Source organism: Pseudonocardia autotrophica (assembly GCF_003945385.1).
Lineage (GTDB): Bacteria > Actinomycetota > Actinomycetes > Mycobacteriales > Pseudonocardiaceae > Pseudonocardia > Pseudonocardia autotrophica.
In genome coordinates this window covers 2,529,729-2,549,731 of sequence record NZ_AP018920.1, presented here as the reverse complement: position 1 = coordinate 2,549,731, position 20,003 = coordinate 2,529,729, and the positions used below count along the sequence as shown (strand labels likewise).

At 70.4% G+C, this 20,003-nt stretch carries 22 protein-coding genes and 1 pseudogene; 16 read left to right on the top strand and 7 right to left on the bottom strand.

Features of this window, described 5'->3' with window-relative positions; translation table 11 throughout:
- Window positions 1-53: 53 nt before the first annotated feature.
- Window positions 54-671: pseudogene (locus tag Pdca_RS12060) on the top strand (IS3 family transposase); the annotation flags it as partial.
- Complete coding sequence (locus Pdca_RS12055) at window positions 631-939, top strand: Sua5 family C-terminal domain-containing protein (RefSeq protein WP_085916851.1); 309 nt, start codon at window positions 631-633, stop codon at window positions 937-939. The pseudogene Pdca_RS12060 and the gene Pdca_RS12055, both read left to right, overlap by 41 nt.
- Here Pdca_RS12055 and Pdca_RS12050 read toward each other — a convergent pair.
- Genes Pdca_RS12050 through Pdca_RS12040 form a run of 3 tightly spaced genes read right to left on the bottom strand, consistent with a single transcriptional unit; the run spans window position 926 to window position 3,527 of the window.
- Entirely contained in the window at window positions 926-2,338 is a 1,413-nt protein-coding gene (locus Pdca_RS12050; RefSeq protein ID WP_232021539.1) for a UDP-N-acetylmuramoyl-tripeptide--D-alanyl-D-alanine ligase, read from the bottom strand. The genes Pdca_RS12055 and Pdca_RS12050 overlap by 14 nt on opposite strands.
- Before the next feature lie 32 nt (window positions 2,339-2,370).
- Entirely contained in the window at window positions 2,371-3,240 is an 870-nt protein-coding gene (locus Pdca_RS12045) for a DUF6671 family protein (protein WP_085916850.1), read from the bottom strand.
- Window positions 3,240-3,527: a helix-turn-helix transcriptional regulator gene (locus Pdca_RS12040; RefSeq protein ID WP_307724091.1), complete on the bottom strand. Its 288-nt coding sequence runs from the start codon at window positions 3,525-3,527 to the stop codon at window positions 3,240-3,242. The genes Pdca_RS12045 and Pdca_RS12040 overlap by 1 nt, the downstream gene beginning before the upstream one ends.
- A 138-nt stretch (window positions 3,528-3,665) precedes the next feature.
- Here Pdca_RS12040 and Pdca_RS12035 point away from each other — a divergent pair, with 138 nt between their 5' ends.
- The 3 genes from Pdca_RS12035 (at window position 3,666) to Pdca_RS12025 (ending at window position 6,730) form a co-directional block, all read left to right on the top strand.
- Window positions 3,666-4,127, top strand: a complete 462-nt coding sequence (locus Pdca_RS12035) for a hypothetical protein (protein ID WP_085916847.1) — start codon at window positions 3,666-3,668, stop codon at window positions 4,125-4,127.
- A complete protein-coding gene (locus Pdca_RS12030; RefSeq protein WP_085916846.1) occupies window positions 4,124-5,707 on the top strand; it encodes a proton-conducting transporter transmembrane domain-containing protein in 1,584 nt (527 codons plus the stop codon). The genes Pdca_RS12035 and Pdca_RS12030 overlap by 4 nt, the downstream gene beginning before the upstream one ends.
- A 150-nt stretch (window positions 5,708-5,857) precedes the next feature.
- Window positions 5,858-6,730: a putative inorganic carbon transporter subunit DabA gene (locus Pdca_RS12025; RefSeq protein ID WP_141287136.1), complete on the top strand. Its 873-nt coding sequence runs from the start codon at window positions 5,858-5,860 to the stop codon at window positions 6,728-6,730.
- 27 nt (window positions 6,731-6,757) lie between these two features.
- On the opposite strand, the gene Pdca_RS12020 is transcribed toward Pdca_RS12025, so the two are convergent.
- Window positions 6,758-7,654 carry an IS3 family transposase gene (locus Pdca_RS12020; RefSeq protein WP_125911301.1) on the bottom strand — a complete coding sequence of 299 codons (897 nt, stop codon included), beginning with the start codon at window positions 7,652-7,654 and terminating at the stop codon, window positions 6,758-6,760.
- On the bottom strand, window positions 7,651-7,962 hold the full coding sequence (locus Pdca_RS12015) for a transposase (protein ID WP_166665856.1): 312 nt from the start codon (window positions 7,960-7,962) through the stop codon (window positions 7,651-7,653). The genes Pdca_RS12020 and Pdca_RS12015 overlap by 4 nt, the downstream gene beginning before the upstream one ends.
- A gap of 85 nt (window positions 7,963-8,047) precedes the next feature.
- Between Pdca_RS12015 and Pdca_RS12010 the strand changes: the two genes are divergently transcribed.
- The 4 genes from Pdca_RS12010 to Pdca_RS11995 are packed head-to-tail and all read left to right on the top strand — an operon-like array spanning window position 8,048 to window position 11,311.
- Window positions 8,048-8,959 (top strand): putative inorganic carbon transporter subunit DabA, encoded by a 912-nt coding sequence (locus Pdca_RS12010; RefSeq protein ID WP_331852686.1) that lies wholly within the window; start codon window positions 8,048-8,050, stop codon window positions 8,957-8,959.
- Between the two features lie 50 nt (window positions 8,960-9,009).
- Window positions 9,010-9,486 carry a transposase gene (locus Pdca_RS36060; protein ID WP_179956585.1) on the top strand — a complete coding sequence of 159 codons (477 nt, stop codon included), beginning with the start codon at window positions 9,010-9,012 and terminating at the stop codon, window positions 9,484-9,486.
- Window positions 9,483-10,493, top strand: a complete 1,011-nt coding sequence (locus Pdca_RS12000; protein ID WP_125911267.1) for an IS3 family transposase — start codon at window positions 9,483-9,485, stop codon at window positions 10,491-10,493. Before Pdca_RS36060 ends, Pdca_RS12000 begins: the two co-directional genes overlap by 4 nt.
- Entirely contained in the window at window positions 10,457-11,311 is an 855-nt protein-coding gene (locus Pdca_RS11995; RefSeq protein WP_232021537.1) for a putative inorganic carbon transporter subunit DabA, read from the top strand. Before Pdca_RS12000 ends, Pdca_RS11995 begins: the two co-directional genes overlap by 37 nt.
- 53 nt (window positions 11,312-11,364) lie before the next feature.
- Here the strand turns inward: Pdca_RS11995 and Pdca_RS11990 are convergent, their stop codons facing one another.
- On the bottom strand, window positions 11,365-12,621 hold the full coding sequence (locus Pdca_RS11990; RefSeq protein WP_125911373.1) for an IS256 family transposase: 1,257 nt from the start codon (window positions 12,619-12,621) through the stop codon (window positions 11,365-11,367).
- Window positions 12,622-12,669: 48 nt separating this feature from the next.
- Here Pdca_RS11990 and Pdca_RS35515 point away from each other — a divergent pair, with 48 nt between their 5' ends.
- The 7 genes from Pdca_RS35515 to Pdca_RS11960 all read left to right on the top strand — a co-directional run bounded on the left by Pdca_RS35515 (window position 12,670) and on the right by Pdca_RS11960 (window position 19,339).
- Window positions 12,670-12,810: a hypothetical protein gene (locus Pdca_RS35515; protein ID WP_166665940.1), complete on the top strand. Its 141-nt coding sequence runs from the start codon at window positions 12,670-12,672 to the stop codon at window positions 12,808-12,810.
- Window positions 12,811-12,989: 179 nt separating this feature from the next.
- Window positions 12,990-13,556: a hypothetical protein gene (locus tag Pdca_RS11985; RefSeq protein ID WP_125911372.1), complete on the top strand. Its 567-nt coding sequence runs from the start codon at window positions 12,990-12,992 to the stop codon at window positions 13,554-13,556.
- A 41-nt stretch (window positions 13,557-13,597) separates the two neighbouring features.
- Entirely contained in the window at window positions 13,598-15,043 is a 1,446-nt protein-coding gene (locus tag Pdca_RS11980) for an NADP-dependent isocitrate dehydrogenase (RefSeq protein ID WP_085916877.1), read from the top strand.
- A gap of 35 nt (window positions 15,044-15,078) precedes the next feature.
- On the top strand, window positions 15,079-16,761 hold the full coding sequence (ilvD, locus tag Pdca_RS11975) for a dihydroxy-acid dehydratase (RefSeq protein WP_085916878.1): 1,683 nt from the start codon (window positions 15,079-15,081) through the stop codon (window positions 16,759-16,761).
- Between the two features lie 249 nt (window positions 16,762-17,010).
- A complete protein-coding gene (gene fabI / locus Pdca_RS11970; RefSeq protein WP_085916879.1) occupies window positions 17,011-17,796 on the top strand; it encodes an enoyl-ACP reductase FabI in 786 nt (261 codons plus the stop codon).
- 408 nt (window positions 17,797-18,204) lie between these two features.
- The gene (gene bioD / locus Pdca_RS11965) at window positions 18,205-18,993 is read left to right on the top strand and encodes an ATP-dependent dethiobiotin synthetase BioD (protein WP_158228474.1); all 789 of its coding nucleotides are present in this window, start codon (window positions 18,205-18,207) and stop codon (window positions 18,991-18,993) included.
- 106 nt (window positions 18,994-19,099) lie between these two features.
- Window positions 19,100-19,339 carry a phosphoadenosine phosphosulfate reductase domain-containing protein gene (locus Pdca_RS11960; protein WP_094931934.1) on the top strand — a complete coding sequence of 80 codons (240 nt, stop codon included), beginning with the start codon at window positions 19,100-19,102 and terminating at the stop codon, window positions 19,337-19,339.
- Window positions 19,340-19,352: 13 nt separating this feature from the next.
- On the opposite strand, the gene Pdca_RS37995 is transcribed toward Pdca_RS11960, so the two are convergent.
- Window positions 19,353-19,991 (bottom strand): IS3 family transposase, encoded by a 639-nt coding sequence (locus tag Pdca_RS37995; RefSeq protein WP_281289208.1) that lies wholly within the window; start codon window positions 19,989-19,991, stop codon window positions 19,353-19,355.
- Window positions 19,992-20,003: the final 12 nt, after the last annotated feature.

Below are 20,003 nucleotides of genomic sequence, written 5' to 3'. Positions count from 1 at the left end.
GCCGGTTCAACCGGAGCGTCGAGGGGGCCCGCCTACTGGTGGTGGATCTCAGTCGGCGGGTCGCAAGGGTGGTCACTTCCACTGATCAGCAGTGGTCACTTTCAGATGAGCGGCGGCACCGCTTCGAGGCCGAGGCGCCCGACCAGCTGTGGGTCACAGATCTGACCTACGTTCCGACCTGGGCCGGGGTGGCCTACGTGTGTTTCATCGTCGACGCGTTCTCCCGCACGATCGTCGGGTGGCGGGTCGCCTCGCACATGCGCACCACGATGGTGCTCGACGCGATCGAGATGGCCCGCTGGTCACGGGGCACGGAGCTGGACGGGCTGCGGTGTCACTCCGATGCGGGGTCGCAGTTCACGTCGGTGCGCTACGGCGAGCGGCTCGCCGAGATCGGCGCCGTGCCGTCGATCGGTTCGGTCGGCGACTCGTACGACAACGCCCTGGCCGAGACCGTGAACGGCTACTACAAGGCCGAACTCATCCGCGGTCCTGCGCGGCAACAGCCGTGGAAGACCGTCGCCGATGTCGAGCTCGCCACGCTGGGCTGGGTGCACTGGCACAACACCGCGCGTCTGCACGGCTACCTCGACGACCGGCCGCCAGCCGAGTTCGAGCAGGCGTTCGACGCTGCCCAACGGGACGACCACGAAACGGTCGAAATCCCATAGAACGGGCCTCCATCAGACCCAGGACGACTCAACCGGCGCTGGCCCGGCAGCACCCGCGCGCGTTATCGCGGTGCCAGACTCGGGTGCGCGGTACGCGCGGCGGCTTTTTGAGTTTCTCCGTGACTTTGACCGGCATGGGTGCGAGGTCGTGGTGGCCTCGGTTCCTGCCCCGGACGGGCCCGGATTGGCGATCGCGGATCGGCTCCGCCGAGCGGCCGGGCCGCGCCGCCAGACCGGCCGCGACGTCAGCCGGTTCAGCGGTTGCTGAGCGCGGTGACGAGGTGTTCGAGGTGGGCGGCGCGGGATGCTTTGATCAGGACGAGATCGTCGGGACGAAGGATTCGACTTAGCACGTCGTGGGCGTCCTGGCTATCGGGGACGGCGATGATGTCGAGAGTGCTGTGCCCGGTGCCAGCCGCGTCGGCGATCAGGGGCGCGGTCTGGGTGCCGATGGTGATCAGGACGTCGAGGTCGGCGCGCGCGGCGAGCACGCCGAGGTGGTGGTGGGCGCCAGCGGCGTGGTCGCCGAGGTCGGCCATCTCGCCGAGGACGGCGATTCGGCGGCGGGCGGGCATGGTGCTCAGGGTGGTCAGCGCGGCGGCCATGGAGTCGGGGTTGGCGTTGTAGGCGTCGTGGAGGAGCGTGACACCGTCGCCGCGCACGATGGTTTGCATGCGGCCGCCGCTGGTGGGTTCGGCGGCGCTCAGGGCGTGGGCGATGGTGTGGTGGTCGAGGCCGAGTCCGTGGGCGAGGGCGGCGACGGCGAGGGCGTTGCCGACGTGGTGCCGGCCGGTCAGGCGGAGCGTGACGGGTGCGGTGCTTTCGGGGGTGTGCAGGGTGAAGCAGGCTCGGCCGTGGGGCGTGACGTGCACTTCCCGGGCGTGCACGCTGGTGGGGTGGGGGTGTTGGCTCCACCAGTGGGTGCGGGCGGGGGTGAGCGGGGCCATCGCGGCGACGAGCGGGTCGTCGGCGTTGAGGATGGCCAGCCCGCCGTGGTCGGCCGGGGGGAGTCCGGTGAGCAGTTCGCTCTTGGCCGCGGCGATGCCGGCTTGCCCGTCGGGGTATTGGCCGAGGTGGGCGGTGCCGACGTTGAGCACGACCCCCACGTGGGGCGTGACCAGACCGCACAGGTAGCTGAGGTGCCCACGGCCCCGGGTGCCCATTTCCAGGATGAGGTAGCGCGTGTCGGGGGTGGCGCGCAGGACGGTGAGGGGGAAGCCCAGTTCGTTGTTGAAGGAACCCCGGGTGGCGGTGACCGGGCCGTGGTGTGCCAGGACCTGGGTGGCGAGATCCTTGGTCGTGGTCTTGCCGTTCGACCCGGTGATGCCGATCACGGTCGCCGGCAGTCGGCCCGCGACGTGGCGAGCCAGGTCGCCGAGCGCGCGGGTGACGTCGGCGACTTGGACGGCCGGGGCGGCTGCCGGGCGTGAGGCCAGCACCAGGGCGGCTCCCGCGGCGAGGGCCGCGGGAGCGTGGTAGTGCCCGTCGGTGCGCCGGCCGGGGAGAGCGGCGAAAACGCCGCCGGGGTGGATCCAGCGGGAGTCGATGCTGGCGGGTGCGGTCACCAGCAGCGACGGGTCGGTCCCCGGGACGAGGTGGCCGTCGGTGGCTGCCGCGATCTCGGCGGCGGTCAGGGGGATCATGGGGTGACGCTCCTTCGGGCGCACAGCGGGGTGGGTCCGCGGGGTGATGTACCGGGTTAAGGGTTGCAGCACTCGCAGAACGTGGGATCGGCACGGCGTTGGCAGTCATCGCGGGGGTGGCGACTGCGGTGCGGGCAGTGGGCGCACCCGTGGATTGTTGCCAGGGTGAGGCTGGTGGGCTCGCCACACGTGCCGCAGGGCAGACCAGGTTCGCGGTCCACCGGGCCGTATCCGGGGGTGCCGCAGGCCGAGCACAGGGTGGCCAGACGCGAGGCGAGCTGGTGGGCGAGCACGCTGATCTCACGCATACGGGTGGGGTTGACGTGCGCGCGCATGTCGGTCTCCAGTCGAGCCAGGCCATCGGTGGAGTGCGCGGCGCACTCGCTGATCGCCGCGTCGAGGTCGGCGCGGGTCTGGATGCCCTTGCGGATGGGGCCTGGGGCCCGCGCGTCGGCGGGGGTGTGAGGGCGGACGATGACCGCGTGGCCGCCGAAACCGACGCGCGCCAGGAAGGCGTCAGTGGCCTCGTCGATGCGGCGGGTCGTGGTATGGCTGAAGTTCGTCGGTGTGGTTCGGCGCTCCAGGACGCACACATCCCGAGCGATGTCGAGAAAGGCGAGAATCTCCTGGCCAGCACTCAGCATCGGCGCGACCGGGTGCGGGCCGAAGGAACCTTCGCTGGCCACGGCGAGCCCGAGGCCGGTCGACTCGATCGCGAGGCGCGCTTTGCGGACCGCCGTCTCAGCCGCCGACCCGGTGCGGGGGATCTCACCTGTGAAGGTGCCGAGCCGATCGGTATCGACGTCGTGGGCGAGCACGAGGCGCATGCCGGGGATACGCGCCAGAGCGGCAGCGAGGGCCCGCTGCTTGCCGTGTCGGGTGGCCAGTGCGACCTGTGCGCCCGCGTAGGGGTGCACGGCGAGCATCACGCGACGTCGCCGGACCGGATGTCGATGCCGGTGAGCAGGGCCACGAGCTGCCCGATGGCGGTGTCGCGGTCCATGGGGTGCCGCAGCGGCAAGTCCGGGTGCAGCCGATACCGGTTGCGCCGCCCGTCCCGGGTGCGTTCCAGGTAGCCCGCCTCGACCAGGTCGGCCACGATGCGCTGCGCGGCCCGCTCGGTGATGCCCACCTGCTCGGCGACATCCCGCAACCGAGCTTGTGGATCACGCACCACGCACAGCAGGACGTGGGCGTGATTCGTCAGAAACATCCACTCCTGCATGGCCGTAACTCTACCTCGACCGGGGTAACGCGAGTCACGCTTGCCAATACACGTCACCGATGTCGTATGATTCATGTCGCGTATTAGAACACGTGTTACCGGTGACGTGCTTGGGAGGTGGGTGTCATGGGCGACAAGGAGATGGCGCACCCGTGGGAGAACGTGCTGAGAGAGGTGGGCGCGGTGGTCGACGCCGAGACGACGCGCGTGCTGACCGCCGGCGAGCCTGCGGCCGGTGAAATGTCGCGGCGCTGGGCGCACCGGTGGGGCTCGCCGCCGCCGGACGTGGTGATCGACACCAGCTCGCCGGGCGCGCGGCGAGGGGCCGCGCAGAGCGTGGGCATCTATATCGCCCGCGAGCTGGAACGAGGGCGGTCGCTGTACTGCGTGGTCCGCGATGACTTCGTTCGGGTGCGGGTCGGCGGTTTCGACGGGCGTGCCTTGCCTCCGCATTGCCTGGAACACCTCGACCCGACCCCCGAGCCCGCGGCGGGCACCGGCGCTGAGCCGCCCGCCACCGACGTCACCGGAACCCCGGCGACGCGCGGCGCGGCGGAGCGCGCGGCGGCGGGAGGTACGACGGCGTGACGGGGGTGTTGCTGCTCGCCGTGGTGGCCCTTCCCGCTGTCGCGGCCGCGGCCGGATCGGTCCGTTGCCTGCGGGCCCTGGCGCCCGCGCTGGGCGCCGGCGCGGCAGTGCTAGCCGCCGCGCTGGCGGGGACGCTAGCCGTGACGGTGGCGGACGGCGGGCCGGTGGCGATGGTTCTGGCCAACCCGGACGGGCGAGCCTGGACCGGGCTGGTGCTCGACCACGTCGGGGCGATCGTGCTGCTGTTGGTGTGCGCGGTCAGCGCCGTGGTCCAGGCATTCGCCCGCCGCTACCTGCGTGGTGACCCAGCGGCGGCCAGGTTCGCTGTCGCGGCTGGGGCGCTGACCGCCGCGACCACGGTCATGGTGACCGCGGCGACTCTTGTCACCCTGGCGGTGGCGTGGTCGCTGACCGGGGTGATCTTGTGTCGGCTGGTGGGTGTGTATCGGCCGGCTCCGTCGGCCGTTGACGCCACCCGCCGTACCGCACGTGCCGTCCTCGTCGGGGACGCCGCGTTGTGGGTTGGGGTTGTCCTCGCGGTCGCTGCCTGGGGTGATCTCGACCTACGCCACCAAGGCGACGTGGCGGTCGGCGGCGCGGTGGGCACGGCGGTGGCCTGTTCGCTGGTGGTTGCCGCGGCCGCGCGGTGTGCCCAGTTGCCGTGGCACCGCTGGCTGCCCGCGTCCCTGGCGGCACCGACCCCAGTCTCGGCGCTGCTGCACGCCGGCGTGGTCAACGCCGGCGGGGTGCTGCTGGTGAAGCTGTGGCCGATCTTCGGTGCCGCGCCGGTGGCGACACACCTGGCGTTCGCCATCGGAGTCGCCAGCGTCGTGGCCGCCACCGCGATCATGCTGGCCCGTCCCGACATCAAGGGTGCGCTGGTGCACTCCACGATCGGGCAGATGGGGTTCATGCTGATGACCTGCGGGCTGGGCCTCTACGCCGCGGCGGTGGTGCACCTGGTGGCGCATGGGCTGTTCAAAGCCGCCTTGTTCCTCGGTTCGGGGTCCGCCGTGCAACGCTACGCCCGCCACACCGTGGCTCCTCCCGTGCCTCGGATGGCTCCCGCGCGCGCGGCACAGGTTGCTGTATTCGCCGGGGCCGTCGCCGTCGCGGCGGTGACGGTGGCGGCCTGGTGGCTGCCCCCGCATGCCGGGGGCGCGGCGTTGTTGATCTTCGCGGTGGCCACCGCTGCCCGGCTGGCGTGGGGCTGGCTGCGGCGCCTCCCAACCGCCGGCGCGCTGGTCACGGTGGTGATCGTGCTGCCGGGCGCGGCGATCGGCTACCTGGCCGTGGTGGGCGCGGTCACGAAGTTCCTGGCCCCGAGCCTGCCCGCCGCCGTCACGGCAGCGGTCCCGGCCTGGTTGCTGGCGACCGTGGTGGCGGTGCTGGCGGCCGGCGCGCTGCTGCTCCACCTGGCGCCCACGACCGGTCTCCGCCGCTGGCGCGACCGCCTCTACGTGCTGGCCCTGTCAGCCGGGCAGCAGCGCACGCACACCGGCACCTGGGCGCACCCGCCACGGCTGGTGCCGACACCACGCCCGCGGCCGGTCCCCCAACTGGAAGGACCTCGGGCGTGATCAGGCGACCCCGCGCTCTCAACGGCACCGCGGAAAGCGATCCGCCGCTGTGACCGGAGCCACCGCCCCGGACGTGCGGTCGCCAGGGCCGCACACGATCGCACTGTTCGCCACCGTTATCGCCGTGCTCACGCAGGAGGGTTCCTCCCCATGACCACCAGCCCCGCCACCGACCTCGCCCCCGATGCCGTCCCTGACGTCTCCACCCAGCTGGCGGCAGTGCGCACCGAGATCGCCGACGCGGCCGGTTTTCTGGCACCGACCTGGCCACTGGCCGACTTCATCGCGGTCAACCCGTTGTCCGGCCTGCTGGACCGGCCGTTCGCCGAAGCGGCCACCATCGCCGCGGATCTGCTCGGAGCACGAGTCACTCCGGACGAAACGTGGCTGCGGGATGCCTGGCGGCACGGACGGATCACCGACGACGGCCTGCGTGCCGTGCTGGCCCGCCGCCACCCCGCGGCGCTGCGCCAGGGCCCACTCACCCTCGGCAACCGCGCCTACGACCCGGTCGAACTCCTGGTGGCCGACCTGCACCAGGGCGTCACGGGCCCACCGCCGCGCCGCCAGGTCCACACCGCGGCGGAAGCACTGGCCCCGGACGTGGTCGCCCTGCTCAACACCCACACGATCCAGTGGTGCGCCGCCTTCTTGGACGAGGGCCAGTCCACCTGGCGGATGCCGGGCCGCGACCGCGGCTTCTACCCCGCCTGGCGAGCCCTGGCCACCCACGACGCGACCTTGCCGCGGCCGGTGCGGGCGCGGCTGTGGCACCTACCCGAACGCGCCGAGCACGCCGTCCTGGAGGCGCTGGCCGCGCTCGGTGTCCCGGACAACCAACGCACCCGCTATCTGCAGGCCCACCTGGCCTGCCTTCCCGGCTTCGCCGCCCACATCCGGTGGCAGGGTCAGCGGCCCGACAGCGGCATCGACCTGGTCGACTACCTTGCGCTGCGGCTGGCCACCGAAGCCGCCACGCTCGCCGGCACCCACTCCCACGGCACAGCATGGGCCTCGGCCTGAGCTTCCCCCGGTTCGCCGGAGTGCGGGTTACCTGTCGGCGTCGCGCTGGGTGCGACGATAGTCGTCTTCGTACTCGTCGGGTGAGAGCCCGCCGAGGCGGGCCTGGATCCGGCGCGGGTTGTACCAGCCGTCGAGGTAGCGGATCAGGGCGTGCTCGGCGTCGCGGCGGGTTGTGAAGGTGGTGCCGGGCCAGTAGAGCAGCTCGATCTTGAGGGTGGACCACAGGTTCTCGGCGAGGGCGTTGTCGTAGCTGTCCCCTGTGGACCCGGTCGACGGGGCGACACCGGCGTCGACCAGGCGCTGGGTGAGTCGCAGCGCCGTGTACTGGGCTCCCTTGTCGCTGTGAAAGATCAACTGGCCGGGGCGCAGGTCCCGCGAGCGCAGGGCGTGGTTGAGCGCGGTGAGGACCAGCGCGGTCGTCGCACGGGGGTCGGTGGCCCAGCCGACGACCCGGTTGGAGAACGCGTCACGCACCGAGGCCAGCCACAACACGCCCTCGCCGGTGACGATCCGGGTCAGGTCGGCCACCCAGACGCGGTTCGGCGCGGTCGCGGTGAAGTCGCGTTCGAGCAGGTCCGGCGCCGGCCGGTGGGCGGGGTTCTGCCGGGTCGAGCCGCCCTTCCAGCCGCGGCGCAGGTGGGCGCCCTGTAGGCCGTGCTCGCGCATGATCCGCTCGACGCGCTTGCGGCCGACGTGCACGCCCTGGCGGCGCAGCTCGAGCCAGACCCGCGGGGAGCCGTAGGTGGTGGCGAACTCGCTGATCGAGCGGATCTTCACGATTTGCTCGAGCAGGACGGCGTCGTCGAGCTGCCGCTGCGATGGTGACGCGCGGCGGGCGCGCCAGTCGTAGTAGGTCGAGGCCGCGATGTTCAGGACCCGTAGTACGAGACCGACGGGGAAGTCATGGGCGTCGACGAAGCTCATGACCACCTCCGGGTCGGGCCGATCTCGCTGGCGAAATAGGCGCTCGCCGCGCGCAGGACCTCGTTGACCCGCCGCAGCTCGGCGTTCTCCTTCGCCAACCGCCGGTTCTCGGCGAGCATGTCGGTCGACGGCCGATCATCGCGCTCGCCCTTGTCGGCCTCCGCTTGGCGGACCCAGTTGCGCAGGGCCTCGTGATGCACCCCGAGCTGCTGCGCGAGCCCGCGGAACGTCGGGCGGGGGTCGGACTCCCGATACAGCCGGACCGCTCGTTCGCGCAGCTCATCGGGGTACTTCTTCGGTGCGGGCACCAGTGCCTTCCTTCCTGGTTCTCAAGATCGAACCAGTGTTCAGACACTCCGGCAAAGCGGGGGAACCTCAGCCTCGGCAGGCTGGATCGACACCCGGCAGGCCACCGTCGACCCGGGCGGCCGGGCCCACCACCTGCTGGGCGCGCTGGAAGTCACCGACACTGACGCCGCGCAGCGGAGCGCACTGGCGCGGTTGCTCGACCACCTTCCGCTGCAGCAGCGGGCACTGGTCTGGCTGGACGCCTACGAGGACCACTACCGGGGGCAGTTGCTGCGCACCCTCAGCCGACACCAGCCTGAGCAGCCCGACGCCCCACCGCGGGCGCAGGTGGTGTGCTGCATCGATCCCCGTTCCGAAGGGCTGCGCCGCCACCTGGAAGCGCTCGGCAACTACCAGACCCTGGGCTTCGCCGGCTTCTTCGCGGTCGCCATGCGCTACCGCGACCTCGCCGGTGGTGCCGCTCGCGCCCAATGCCCGGGCCCGATCACGCCCCGGCACACCGTCACCGAACGCCCTACCCCTGGCCGGCAGCGCGCGGCCGAGCGGTCACTCGCCGGTCGCCGGGTGCTCGCCGCCATTGAGCACTCCCTGCACACCGCCAAGGACGACCTGCTGGCGCCGTTCGTTCTCGCCGAATCCGCCGGCTGGCTGGCCGGCCCGCTGGCCGCGGCCAAGACCTTCGCTCCCCGCGCCGCCGGCGCCACACGCGCGTGGGGGGCCCGCCGCATCACCCCCGACCCGCCGACCGAGATCTCCATCACCGACGTCCTCACCCCCGAGGAGCGCGCCGCGACCGCCGAGACCATCCTCACGCTGATGGGCTTGACCCGGGGCTTCGCACGCCTGGTCGTGTTCTGCGGGCACCGCGCCCATACCGACAACAACCCCTACCAGGCCGCGCTGGACTGTGGTGCCTGCGGGGGCCATCCCGGGGGGCCCAACGCCCGCACCGCCGCCGCCCTGCTCAACGATCCCCTCTCTGCCAAGATCACCTGAGACAGGTTGAAGTCAGCGGTTCACAGTAGAGGGCGTGATCGGAGATCCTGGTGCTCGTGTCATCGGAGGAGCGTCGCGGTGCGGGGGCCGGCAGCAGCGGGTCGACGGCGTCGTCGTCGGGTCCGCGGTCGGCTGGTGGTCCGTCGCCGCGTCCGTCGCGTAGGTCGTTCAGCGCGGAATACAAGCTGGCGATCGTCGCGGAGTATGAGAACGCGCCGAACGGTGAGAAGGGCGCGGTCCTGCGCCGGGAGGGCCTGTATTCGTCGCACGTGATCGAGTGGACCCGGGCCCGGGACGTCGGCGCGCTGGAGGGCGTAGCCGATTCGAGGCGGTCGGCGAAACGTCCGAAGCGGTCGGCGGAGGCGGCCGAGTTGGAACGGCTCCGGGCCCGGAACGCGAAACTCGAATCCGACCTGACGAAGACGCGGACCGCGTTGGACATCATGGGAAAAGCGCACGCGCTCTTGGAGCAGCTGTCCGAGAGCGCGGACGACCAGGAACCACCGGCGCCGCGGAAGCGGCGTTGAACGGCGCGTTCACCGAGTTGCGCGCCGCTGAGGTGTCGATCAAGGCGGCGTGCGCGTTGACCGGTCGGTCGCGGGCCACGCACTACCGCCGCGCCGACCCGGCGGGGGTGACGCTCGGGCCGCTGCACGGCCCGCACCGTGCGCGCCGGCTCCCGCCCTCGACGATCACCGACGACGAGCGTGCCGCCGTGCTCGCGCTGCTGAACTCCGAGGACTACCGGGATCTGGCCATTCCGCAGGTGTGGGCCCGGGAGCTCGACGAGGGCCGGTGGTGGTGCTCGCAGTCGAGCATGTACCGGATCGCCCGCGCAGCGGGTCAGAACCGGGAACGGCGCGCCCAGGCCACGCATCCGCCGCGGGTGCGCCCGGAGCTGGTCGCTCATGGCCCGAGCGAGGTGTGGTCGTGGGACATCACCGCGCTGAAGGGCCCGCGGAAGGGCGAGTGGTACAAGCTGTATGTGGTGCTCGACATCTTCTCCCGCTACGTAGTCGGATGGCTCGCCGCGAACGCTGAGGATGCCGTCGTGGCGAAGGATTTCCTCGCCGACGCAGTCGCCCGCAACCACGTCATCCCGCAGACGATTCATGCCGACCGGGGCGGGTCGATGACCTCGAAACCGGTATCGGAGCTGATGGTCGATCTCGGTATCTGCCGGTCACATTCCCGGCCGCAGTGCTCGAATGACAACCCGTTCTCCGAGGCGCAGTTCAAGACGCTGAAGTACGTGCCGGACTTCCCGGACCGGTTCGGCTCGCTCGCTGATGCCCGCGCGTTCTGCGAGCGGTTCTTCGAGCACTACAACCACGAGCATCGGCACTCCGGCATCGGCATGCACACCCCGGCGTCGATCCACTTCGACACCGCGACCGAGGTCCGGGCTCAGCGTCAGACCGTCCTCGACCGCGCACACGCCCAGTATCCCGAGCGATTCAGTCGCCGGCCCAGCCCGCCGCGCCTGCCCGAGCAGGCGTGGATCAATCAACCCGTCCTACAGCCAACTCAGTAAGATCAACTGTCTCAGTTGACTTGACAGCTACCGATCCGCAGGTCCGCCGTCACCTGGCCGCCCGCGGCATCACCATTCCCGACGACACCTGGTTCATCCCGGCCGAACACGACACCACCACCGACACCGTGCGCCTGCTGGACGCCCACCTCCTGCCCGACAGCCACCGCCGGGACGCCGACACGCTCACCGCCGATCTCCGCACGGCCGGCACCAGACTGGCCGCCGAACGCTGCGCCATCCTGCCTGGCGCACCCACCCGGCCCCGCCCCCGGCGCGCGGCCCGCCACACCCGCGCCCGTGCCCGCGACTGGGCCCAGGTCTTCCCCGAATGGGGTCTCGCCGACAACGCCGCCTTCGTCATCGCGCCGCGCGCCCTCACCCGCGGCATCAACCTGCACAGCCGCGCGTTCCTCCACGACTACGACCCCGACCTCGACCCGGCTGGCACCGTCCTGGAAACCATCCTCACCGCGCCGCTCGTCGTCGCGCACTGGATCAATAGCCAGTACTACTTCGCCACCATCGAGCCGCACGCCTTCGGCGCCGGCAGCAAGACCCTGCACAACGTCACCGGCGGGGGCCTGGGTGTCATGAACGGCCACACCAGCGACCTCCTGCCCGGCCTGCCCTGGCAGTCCCTCACCGACGGACACCACGCCCGACACGAACCGCAACGCCTGCTCGCCATCGTGCAGGCGCCCTTGCGCAGGCTGGACACCCTCATCGCACGCAACACGGTACTGCACCACATGTTCAGCCACGACTGGGTCGGCCTCACCGCGCGGGAACGCCCCGATGACCGGTGGCACCGCTAGGTCAAGTCCGCTGGCGTGGTGTGTGACGACTACCGCGTGATCTTCTAGTTCTGTCAGGCGCTGAGCGCCGGGATCGTGTCTGTTGAGGTCACCTCCTCGCTGCTGGAGCCGGTGCCGGGGACTGCGGTGACGCGGGAGCGGGCGAGGACCTCGAGGCCGAGGTAGCGGCGTCCCTCGGCCCATTCGTCGTGTTGCTCGGCCAGCACGGCGCCGACGAGACGGATCAGCGAGTTGCGGTCCGGGAAGATGCCGACGACGTCGGTGCGACGCCGGATCTCGCGGTTGAGTCGCTCGGAGGGGTTGTTCGACCAGATCTGTCGCCAGACCTCTTTCGGGAAGCTGGTGAAGGCCAGGACGTCGGCGCGGGCGGTGTCGAGGTGCTCGGACACCGTCGGGAGTTTCTCCGCCACGCCGTCGAGGACCCGGTCGAACTGGGCGTGAACGCTGGTGGCGTCGGGCTGGTCGTAGACCGAGTGCAGCAGCGCCCGCACCCACGGCCAGCTGGACTTGGGGGTAGCGGCCATCAGGTTCGCCGCGTAGTGCGTCCTGCAGCGCTGCCAGGCAGCGCCGGGCAGGGTGGCGCCGATCGCGTGGACGAGCCCGGCATGAGCGTCGCTGGTGACCAGCCGGACCCCGGACAGGCCGCGGGCGGTCAGGTCTCGGAAGAACCCGAGCCAGCCGGCTCCGTCCTCGGCGGAGGTGACCTGCAGGCCGAGGATCTCCCGGTGCCCGTCAGCGTTGACGCCGGTGGCCAGCAGAGCGTGCACGTTGACCACCCGCCCGCCCTCACGCACCTTCAAGACCAGGGCGTCGGCGGCGATGAAGGTGTACGGGCCCTGGTCGAGCGGGCGGGTCCGGAACTGCTCGACCTGGCCGTCGAGGTCTCGGGCCATCTCCGAGACTTGCGACTTCGACAGTCTGGTGATCCCGAGGGACTCGACGAGCTTCTCCATCCGCCGCGTCGACACCCCGAGCAGATAGCAGGTCGCGACCACCGTCGTGAGTGCCCGCTCCGCCCGGCGGCGACGTTCCAGCAACCAGTCGGGGAAGTAGGAACCGTTGCGCAGCTTCGGGATCGCTACGTCGATGGTGCCCGCGCGGGTGTCGAAGTCACGGTGTCGGTAGCCGTTGCGGATGTTCGTGCGGGCCTCGCTGCGCTCGCCCCACGCTGCCCCGCACACTGCGTCGGCATCGGCGGACATGAGTGTGTTGATGAACGTGGTGAGCATCTGGCGCAGCAGATCGGGACTCGCCTGGGACAGCTGCTCGTGCAGGAACTCGGAGGGGTCGATACTGGAGGGTGCGGTCATCGCGTGGAACTCCTGAAGCACTGTGGAAGGTCTCCAGAAGATCACGCGGTGGCCGCCCCACACCTCGACGCCACGGCCCTGACCAGGACCGGGTCGCACACCACCTTGGTGGACGCCACTCACCGCTACACCCCCACCGGGTGGCAGCCCTGGCACCCCAGCACCGACACCCAGGAGACGCTCCCGTGACCGCCCCACACCACCCATGCCCACACCACCCGAAGGCGGCGTCCCACCCGGCACGACGCGGGAGGACCTGGCTCCGCCGCGACGCCGCAGGCGCACGGCACGAGCCCGACGGAACAACCACGTAACAGAGCCGCTTGAAAGAGAGGTACCCCATGAGCGTGCTTCTACTGATCCGAAGCGTGGACCTCGCCGAGGTCTCCGTCGAGCAGGCGAGCGACTACCTGGTCCACCACCGTCGCTACGGCGACGATCCAGATCAGTGTGACACCCTGCTCGGGATATGGATCCGCCGCGAACTTGACGCGGACCTGCCCACGTTGTTCCCGTGCGGCGAGCGTCGGCAGACCTGCGGATGCGCCGTCGACGACCCCCCGGAAGAGCGCCTGCCAGAAGTGCCGGTGGGGATCCGGACATCCTCCTCGGTGTCCGGGCTGTGGTCGCTGTGCTGGCTCGGCGGTCCCGCCCTGCGCGAGGCCCACAACCCCCACCAGCGACGGCACCGGGTCCTCGACTTCCTGGTGCAGGGCGCGGCGCCCGCGGCGAGCCTGCCGGGAGCGTTCTTTCCGGTGTTCGCGCACACCGACTCCGACCACACCGTCAACGCCAACCAACTCCGCAGCCGCTATCCGCACCTGGTCGCGACCCACTGGTACATCGATGACCCAGAGCAGGGCATCAGTGGACCGTGCGGCACGACCAGCGCCGGATGCCGGCTCTTACGCGGCACCGCAACGACTCGCCCCTAGCCCACCCATCGTCCCGTCACGTCCTCGGTCTCAGGAGCAGCATGACCACGCATTCCACATCCGCACCGATCACCGTCGCCCACGGAGACGGAATCGGTCCGGAAATCATGGAAGCCACCCTTTCGGTGCTCCACGCCGCAGGCGCGGCCCTTGATATCGACACGATCACCATCGGAGAGTCGGTCTATCAGGCTGGCAATCCCGCCGGCGTCACTCCCGAGGCGCTCGAGTCGATCCGCCGCACGGGTGTGTTCCTCAAGGCGCCCATCACCACCCCTCAAGGCGGAGGGTTCAAGAGCCTCAACGTCACCGTGCGCAAGACGTTCGGTCTCTATGCCAACGTCCGGCCATGCGTCGCCTACGCACCGTTCGTCGCCACCAAGCATCCTGGCATGGACGTCGTCATCGTCCGGGAGAACGAAGAGGACCTCTACGCCGGCATCGAGCACCGCCAGACCGACGAGGTCGTGCAGTGCCTCAAGCTCATCTCCCGGCAGGGATGCGAGCGGGTAATTCGCTACGCCTTCGAGTACGCCACCGCCTATCGGCGAACCAAGGTGACAGCGTTCACCAAGGACAACATCATGAAGATGACCGACGGCCTGTTCCACCGGGTGTTCGACGAGGTCGCCGCCGACTACCCCGATATCCAGGCAGAGCATTGGATCGTCGACATCGGTGCGGCCAAGCTCGCCGACACCCCCGAGGCGTTCGACGTCGTCGTCCTGCCGAACCTCTACGGCGACATCCTCTCCGACATCGCCGCCCAGATCGCCGGATCTGTTGGCCTCGCCGGAAGCGCGAACATCGGCGAGCGAGTCGCCATGTTCGAAGCCATCCACGGATCCGCCCCCCGGCGAGCCGGCCAAGACGTTGCGAATCCTTCAGGGCTGCTGCTGGCCGCGGTGCAGATGCTGGTCCACATCAGACAAGCCGACGTCGCGAGCCGAGTCCACAACGCCTGGCTGCGGACCATCGAAGACGGCATCCACACCTACGACATCTACGAGCCCGATACCAGCACCTCCAAGGTCGGCACCACGGCGTTCGCGGCATCGGTCATCGACCGTCTCGGCCAAGAACCCACCCGGCTGCCGGCAACGCACTACGCCCAGCACAGGCCGATCACCGTCAAGCTCGCGGGCCGATCCGCTGCCGCCAAGACCCAGCTCGGCGTCGATGTGTTCGTCCACAGCCCAGACACCACCCCAGACGAACTCGCCGCCAAGCTTCGTCCGTTCGCCGCACCCCTGCACCTTGACATGATCTCCAACCGGGGACAGAAGGTCTGGCCAGGCGGCGCGCCCGAGACCCTGCTCACCGACCACTGGCGATGCCGCTTCCTCGACCCGCGCGGGACCACCACCGCCGCCGAGGTCGTCGCCCTCCAGGCCCGAATGGTCGAGCACGGCATCGAACCGATCAAGACCGAAGGCCTCTACGCCTTCGACGGCGAACCCGCATTCACCCGAGGCCAGGGCCAGTGAAGGGCCGAGCTGACCAAGCGAAGCTGGGAGAAGACATGGACCCGCGTCACCGTAGCCGAATCGTCACCGACGGCGTCACCCGAACACCGGCTCGGGCAATGCTGCGGGCAGTCGGCTTCGACGACGAGGACTTCACCCGGCCGCAGATCGGCGTGGCCGCGGCCGCCAACGACCTCACACCCTGCAACACCGGCCTCGACCGCCTGGCAGGCGCGGCGGCCGACGGGGTCAGAGAGGCCGGCGGGGTGGCGATGCGGTTCTCGACCATCGCCATCTCCGATGGGATCGCCATGGGGCACCGCGGCATGCGCGCGTCACTTCCCAGCCGGGACCTCATCGCAGATTCGGTCGAGTGCGTCATGGAGGCCGAACAGCTCGACGCGATGGTCACCATCGCCGGCTGCGACAAGAGCCTTCCCGGGATGCTCATGGCCGCCGCACGCCTCAACGTACCCACGGTGTTCGTGTACGGCGGTTCCTCCCTCCCCGGTAGCTGGCGGGGTCAGCCGGTGACGATCCAGGACGTTTTCGAGGCCGTCGGCGCGCAGGCAAGCGGCCTGCTCAGCACCGACGACCTGGACGATCTGGAACGCGCCGCGTGCCCGGGAGCCGGGTCGTGCGCCGGCATGTACACCGCCAACACGATCGCCGCCGAAGCCGAAGCCCTTGGTATCGCACTGCCCGGTTCGGCATCCGCACCCGCTGTCGACCCCACCCGCGCAGGCATCGCCCACGACAGCGGCACAGCCGTCATCGCCGCCCTGCGCGCCGGGATCCGCCCACGCGACATCCTCACCCGCGAAGCGTTCGAGAACGCCATCACCGTGGTCATGGCCCTGGGTGGGTCGACCAACGCCGCGCTGCACCTGCCCGCCATCGCCCACGAAGCCGGCGTCCGCCTCACCCTCGACGACTTCGACCGGATCAGCCGACGCACCCCCCACATCGCTGATCTCCGTCCCGGTGGGCGCCACGTCATGGTCGACCTGCACCAGGTCGGTGGCGTGCCCGCAGTGCTCGCCGTGCTGCTGGACGCCGGGCTGCTCCACAGAGACTGCCTGACCGTCACCGGAGCCACCCTGGCCGAGAACCTCGCCGAACTCGCAGCCCCGAAACCCGACGGTACGGTCCTCCGAACGCCAGACGACCCGCTCCGCCCCGACGGCGGCCTGGCCATCCTCCGCGGGGCACTCGCCCCCAGCGGCGCGGTGGTCAAGATGGCCGGCCTGAGCGTCGACCGCTTCCAGGGCACGGCCCGGGTCTTCGACAACGAAGACGCCGCCATGAGCTACGTCGCAGGCGGCCGCCTCACCGCAGGCGAGGTGATCGTGATCCGGTACGAAGGCCCACGCGGCGGGCCGGGAATGCCGGAGATGCTCGCCGTCACCGCCGCTGTCCGCGGCACCGGCCTGGGTGACCAGGTGGCGCTGGTCACTGACGGCCGCTTCTCCGGCGCCACCACCGGCCTCTGCGTCGGCCACGTCGCCCCCGAGGCCGCTGCCGGCGGGCCGCTGGCGCTGGTCGCCGACGGCGACCCGATCATGATCGACATCCCAGCACGCACCATCGATCTCGACGTCAACCCTGCCGAACTCGAACGACGCCGTCACCGCTGGCACCCACCCCCTGCCCCGACCGGCAACGGCTTCCTAGCCAAGTACAGCCGCCTCGTCGGCTGCGCCTCGCAGGGGGCGCTCGTCGGCGCCACCCCACGATGAGCAGCCCTCCCGACGGAAACAACATCATGTCACGCGAGCGATCCGGCTTTCTCCTGTCGCCGTGCCGCCGGCGCCTGCCGGCGGCACGGCCTGCGGGGCGCATCGGCGGTGCCGCCAACGCCGACCGCCCTATCGAAGGAATCACCGCCACGACCGGACCCGGCATCCGCCGGGCCATCGACGCCCACCAAGCGCCACGGCCCACGCCTGCCGGGCCGCAGACACCAACCCCCGCGAAGGAGCCGCACTGTGTTGAACGGCAAGCACATCCTGGTGACCGGGGTCGTCACCACCGACAGCATCGCCTTCGCCGTCGCCCGCCGCGCCCAACAGCTCGGCGCCGAGGTGCTGCTCACCGGGCTCCCCCGCGACCTCGATCGGGCCCGTGCGGCGGCAGCGCAGCTCACCGGCGACATCGACGTCATCCCCTTCGACGCCACCGCCTCCGACGACGCCGCCCGGCTCACCGCAACGATCGCTGAGCGGTGGGAGAGACTCGACGGCGCCCTGCACGCCATCGCCTTCGCACCCGCCGACGCCCTGGCAGGCCCCCTACTCAACGCCCGACCCGAAGGGATCGGACTGGCGTTCCAGACCAGCACCGTATCCCTCGCCGCGCTCGCCGCGGCGGTGAACCGGCTCGCCCCACCCTCCGGCGCCAGCCTGGTCGGGCTCGACTTCGACGCCGGCGCCGCGTGGCCGGTCTACAACTGGATGGGCGTCTGCAAAGCCGGACTGGAGTCGCTCAACCGGTACCTCGCACGCGACCTCGGGCCTGCCGGAATCCGGGTCAACCTCGTCGCGGCCGGGCCGATCCACACCCGGGCGGCCACCGGCATCCCCGGCTTCGAAGCCCTGCTCGACGCCTGGGCAACCCGTTCGCCCCTGCGGTGGGACCCAGCCGACTCGACCCCGGTGGCCGACGCCGTCTGCTTCCTGTTCTCCGACCTCGCCCGCGCTATCACCGGCGAGATCCTCCACGTCGACGGCGGCTACCACGCCATGGCCGCGCCCCTGCGCCAACAGGGATCATGATGGGCCACGCGGACGTCCAACACCTCCACACTGACCAGGGCAGGTGCGTGGCGATAGACCGCACCCAGGCCGAAGCCGGCCCACCCAGAGATCACGATCGCGGTGACACGCCACGGTGGACCACCACCGGCCACTACACCAGGGGGACCGGAGACTCACCACATCAGACCGAGCAACATCTCGTCGACACCGCCACGGCCGTCGGCTGCGCAGGCAAGGAACGAGATTCGCCCGACGTGGTCCACCGACAGGCGCCGGTGACCGCCGTGCCGATGTCGCTCGGCTACAGCGTCGGCGCCGGGGCCTCGCCACCCCCGCCTGGATGCGCACGGACCGCGACCGGAGCCACCGCAGCGACAGCGGGTTCGATGCCACGTCCGCCACCTTCACCCAGACCGTGCCTCCCGGATGCAGGACGACCGACTCAACAGCGGCGACGTCACGGTCCCCTTCGACCTCCCACCGGTTCAACCAGCCGAGATCTTGCCCAGTCTGCGACCAGCCAGCGAGCGCTCCATGACCCGACCTAGCCGACTCATCCTGGTCACCGGCACCGGCACCGAGGTCGGCAAGACCTGGGTGACCGCCGCCTTGTCGCGACGATTGCGAGCATTTGGCATCGAGGTCGCGGCCCGCAAACCGGCGCAGTCGTTCACACCCGGTGAGACCGCGACCGACGCCGCCGTGCTCGGCGAGGCAACCGACACGCCCGCCGACACGGTGTGCCCGCCACACCGGTGGTACCCGGTACCCCTCGCGCCACCGATGGCCGCCGACACCCTACAACTGGCTCCGATCCTGCTCGACGACCTCGTCGCCGAACTCGACTGGCCCGCAGGCGTCGCCATCGGCTTCGTCGAGGGCGCAGGCGGGCTGTGCTCACCAATCGCCCATGACGGCGACACCCTCTCACTGGCGCAGCGGGTGAGACCGGACCTCGTGCTACTGGTCACCGAGCCTGTCCTAGGAGTTGTGTCCCAGGTGCGCCTCGCCGCGCGAGCCCTCACCGGATACGAGGTGCTAGTCGTCCTGAACCGATACGACCCCAGCGACGAGGTGCACCGGCGTAGCCGCGACTGGCTGACAGCCATCGACGCGCTCGCCGTACTCACCAACCACGACCTCGCCGACACCGTTGATTCCGACGCGGCCTGGCGCGCCATCAGCGGCGAGCCACCCTCGGCAAGCAATCCCTGACCACGCCCCTCGGTCACTGACCCGCTTACCCACGTCCTGGACCCGAGCGGTCGGTCAGACGGGGTCAGTTTTCACCCGGCGGCGACAGTCACCATGAGTGATCGCGATGGGTGACCACTCGGCGCCAGCCGACATTGCTCAGTGCCAGCAGACACCCTTGAGCCGCGACGAGGCCGCCAGCAGTGGCCGGCGAACCGTCGACACCTGGCTGCCGATCCACGACTGGACCGAAGCCCAGGTCTGGCAGCGAATTCGCCAGTCCGGCGTCCCGTACCACGCGGCCTACGACCAAGGTATGAGCCGCCTGCCGTGCTCGCTGTGTGTTCTTGTGAGGTTCCCCCGGTAGCGCGGAGTGTCGGCTACCTGGCGGCGGCCGGGTCGGGTTCGGCAGCGTCAGCTGCCGGGTGATCGTCGGTCTGGACATGCCAGGCCGCTTCGTACTCGTCGGGTGAGAGCCAGCCGAGCCGGGCTTGGATGCGTTCGGTGTTGTACCACCCGTCGATGTAGGCGAACAGCGCGTTCTCCGCCTCGTCGCGGGTCCGCCACGATGTCCGGTAGACCAGTTCGGTCTTGAGCGTGGAGAAGAAGTTCTCCATCAGCGCATTATCGTAGGAATCCCCGATCGAACCCATCGACGCGAGAATGCCGTGGTCGTCGAGTCGCTGCCCGAAGCGCAGCGACGTGTAGTTCGAGCCGCGGTCGGAGTGATGGACGACCTGGCCGTCGCGGATGCCGCGTGACCAGACCGCGTACTCCAGGGCGCCGAGGATGAGGTCGGTGTCGCAGCGGTCCGAGCAGCGCCAGCCGACGATCCGGTTGGAGAAGGCGTCGCGGACCGCGGCCAGCCAGAACACGCCCTGCCCGCACGGGATGGGGGTGGCGTCGGCGACCCAGAGCTGGTTCGGCGCGGGTGCGGTGAAGTCCCGGTTGACCAGGTCCGGTGCTGGTGTCGCGGCCTGGTTCTGCCTGGTCGAGGACGTGCGCCACTTCTTGCGCAGGAATGCGCCCTG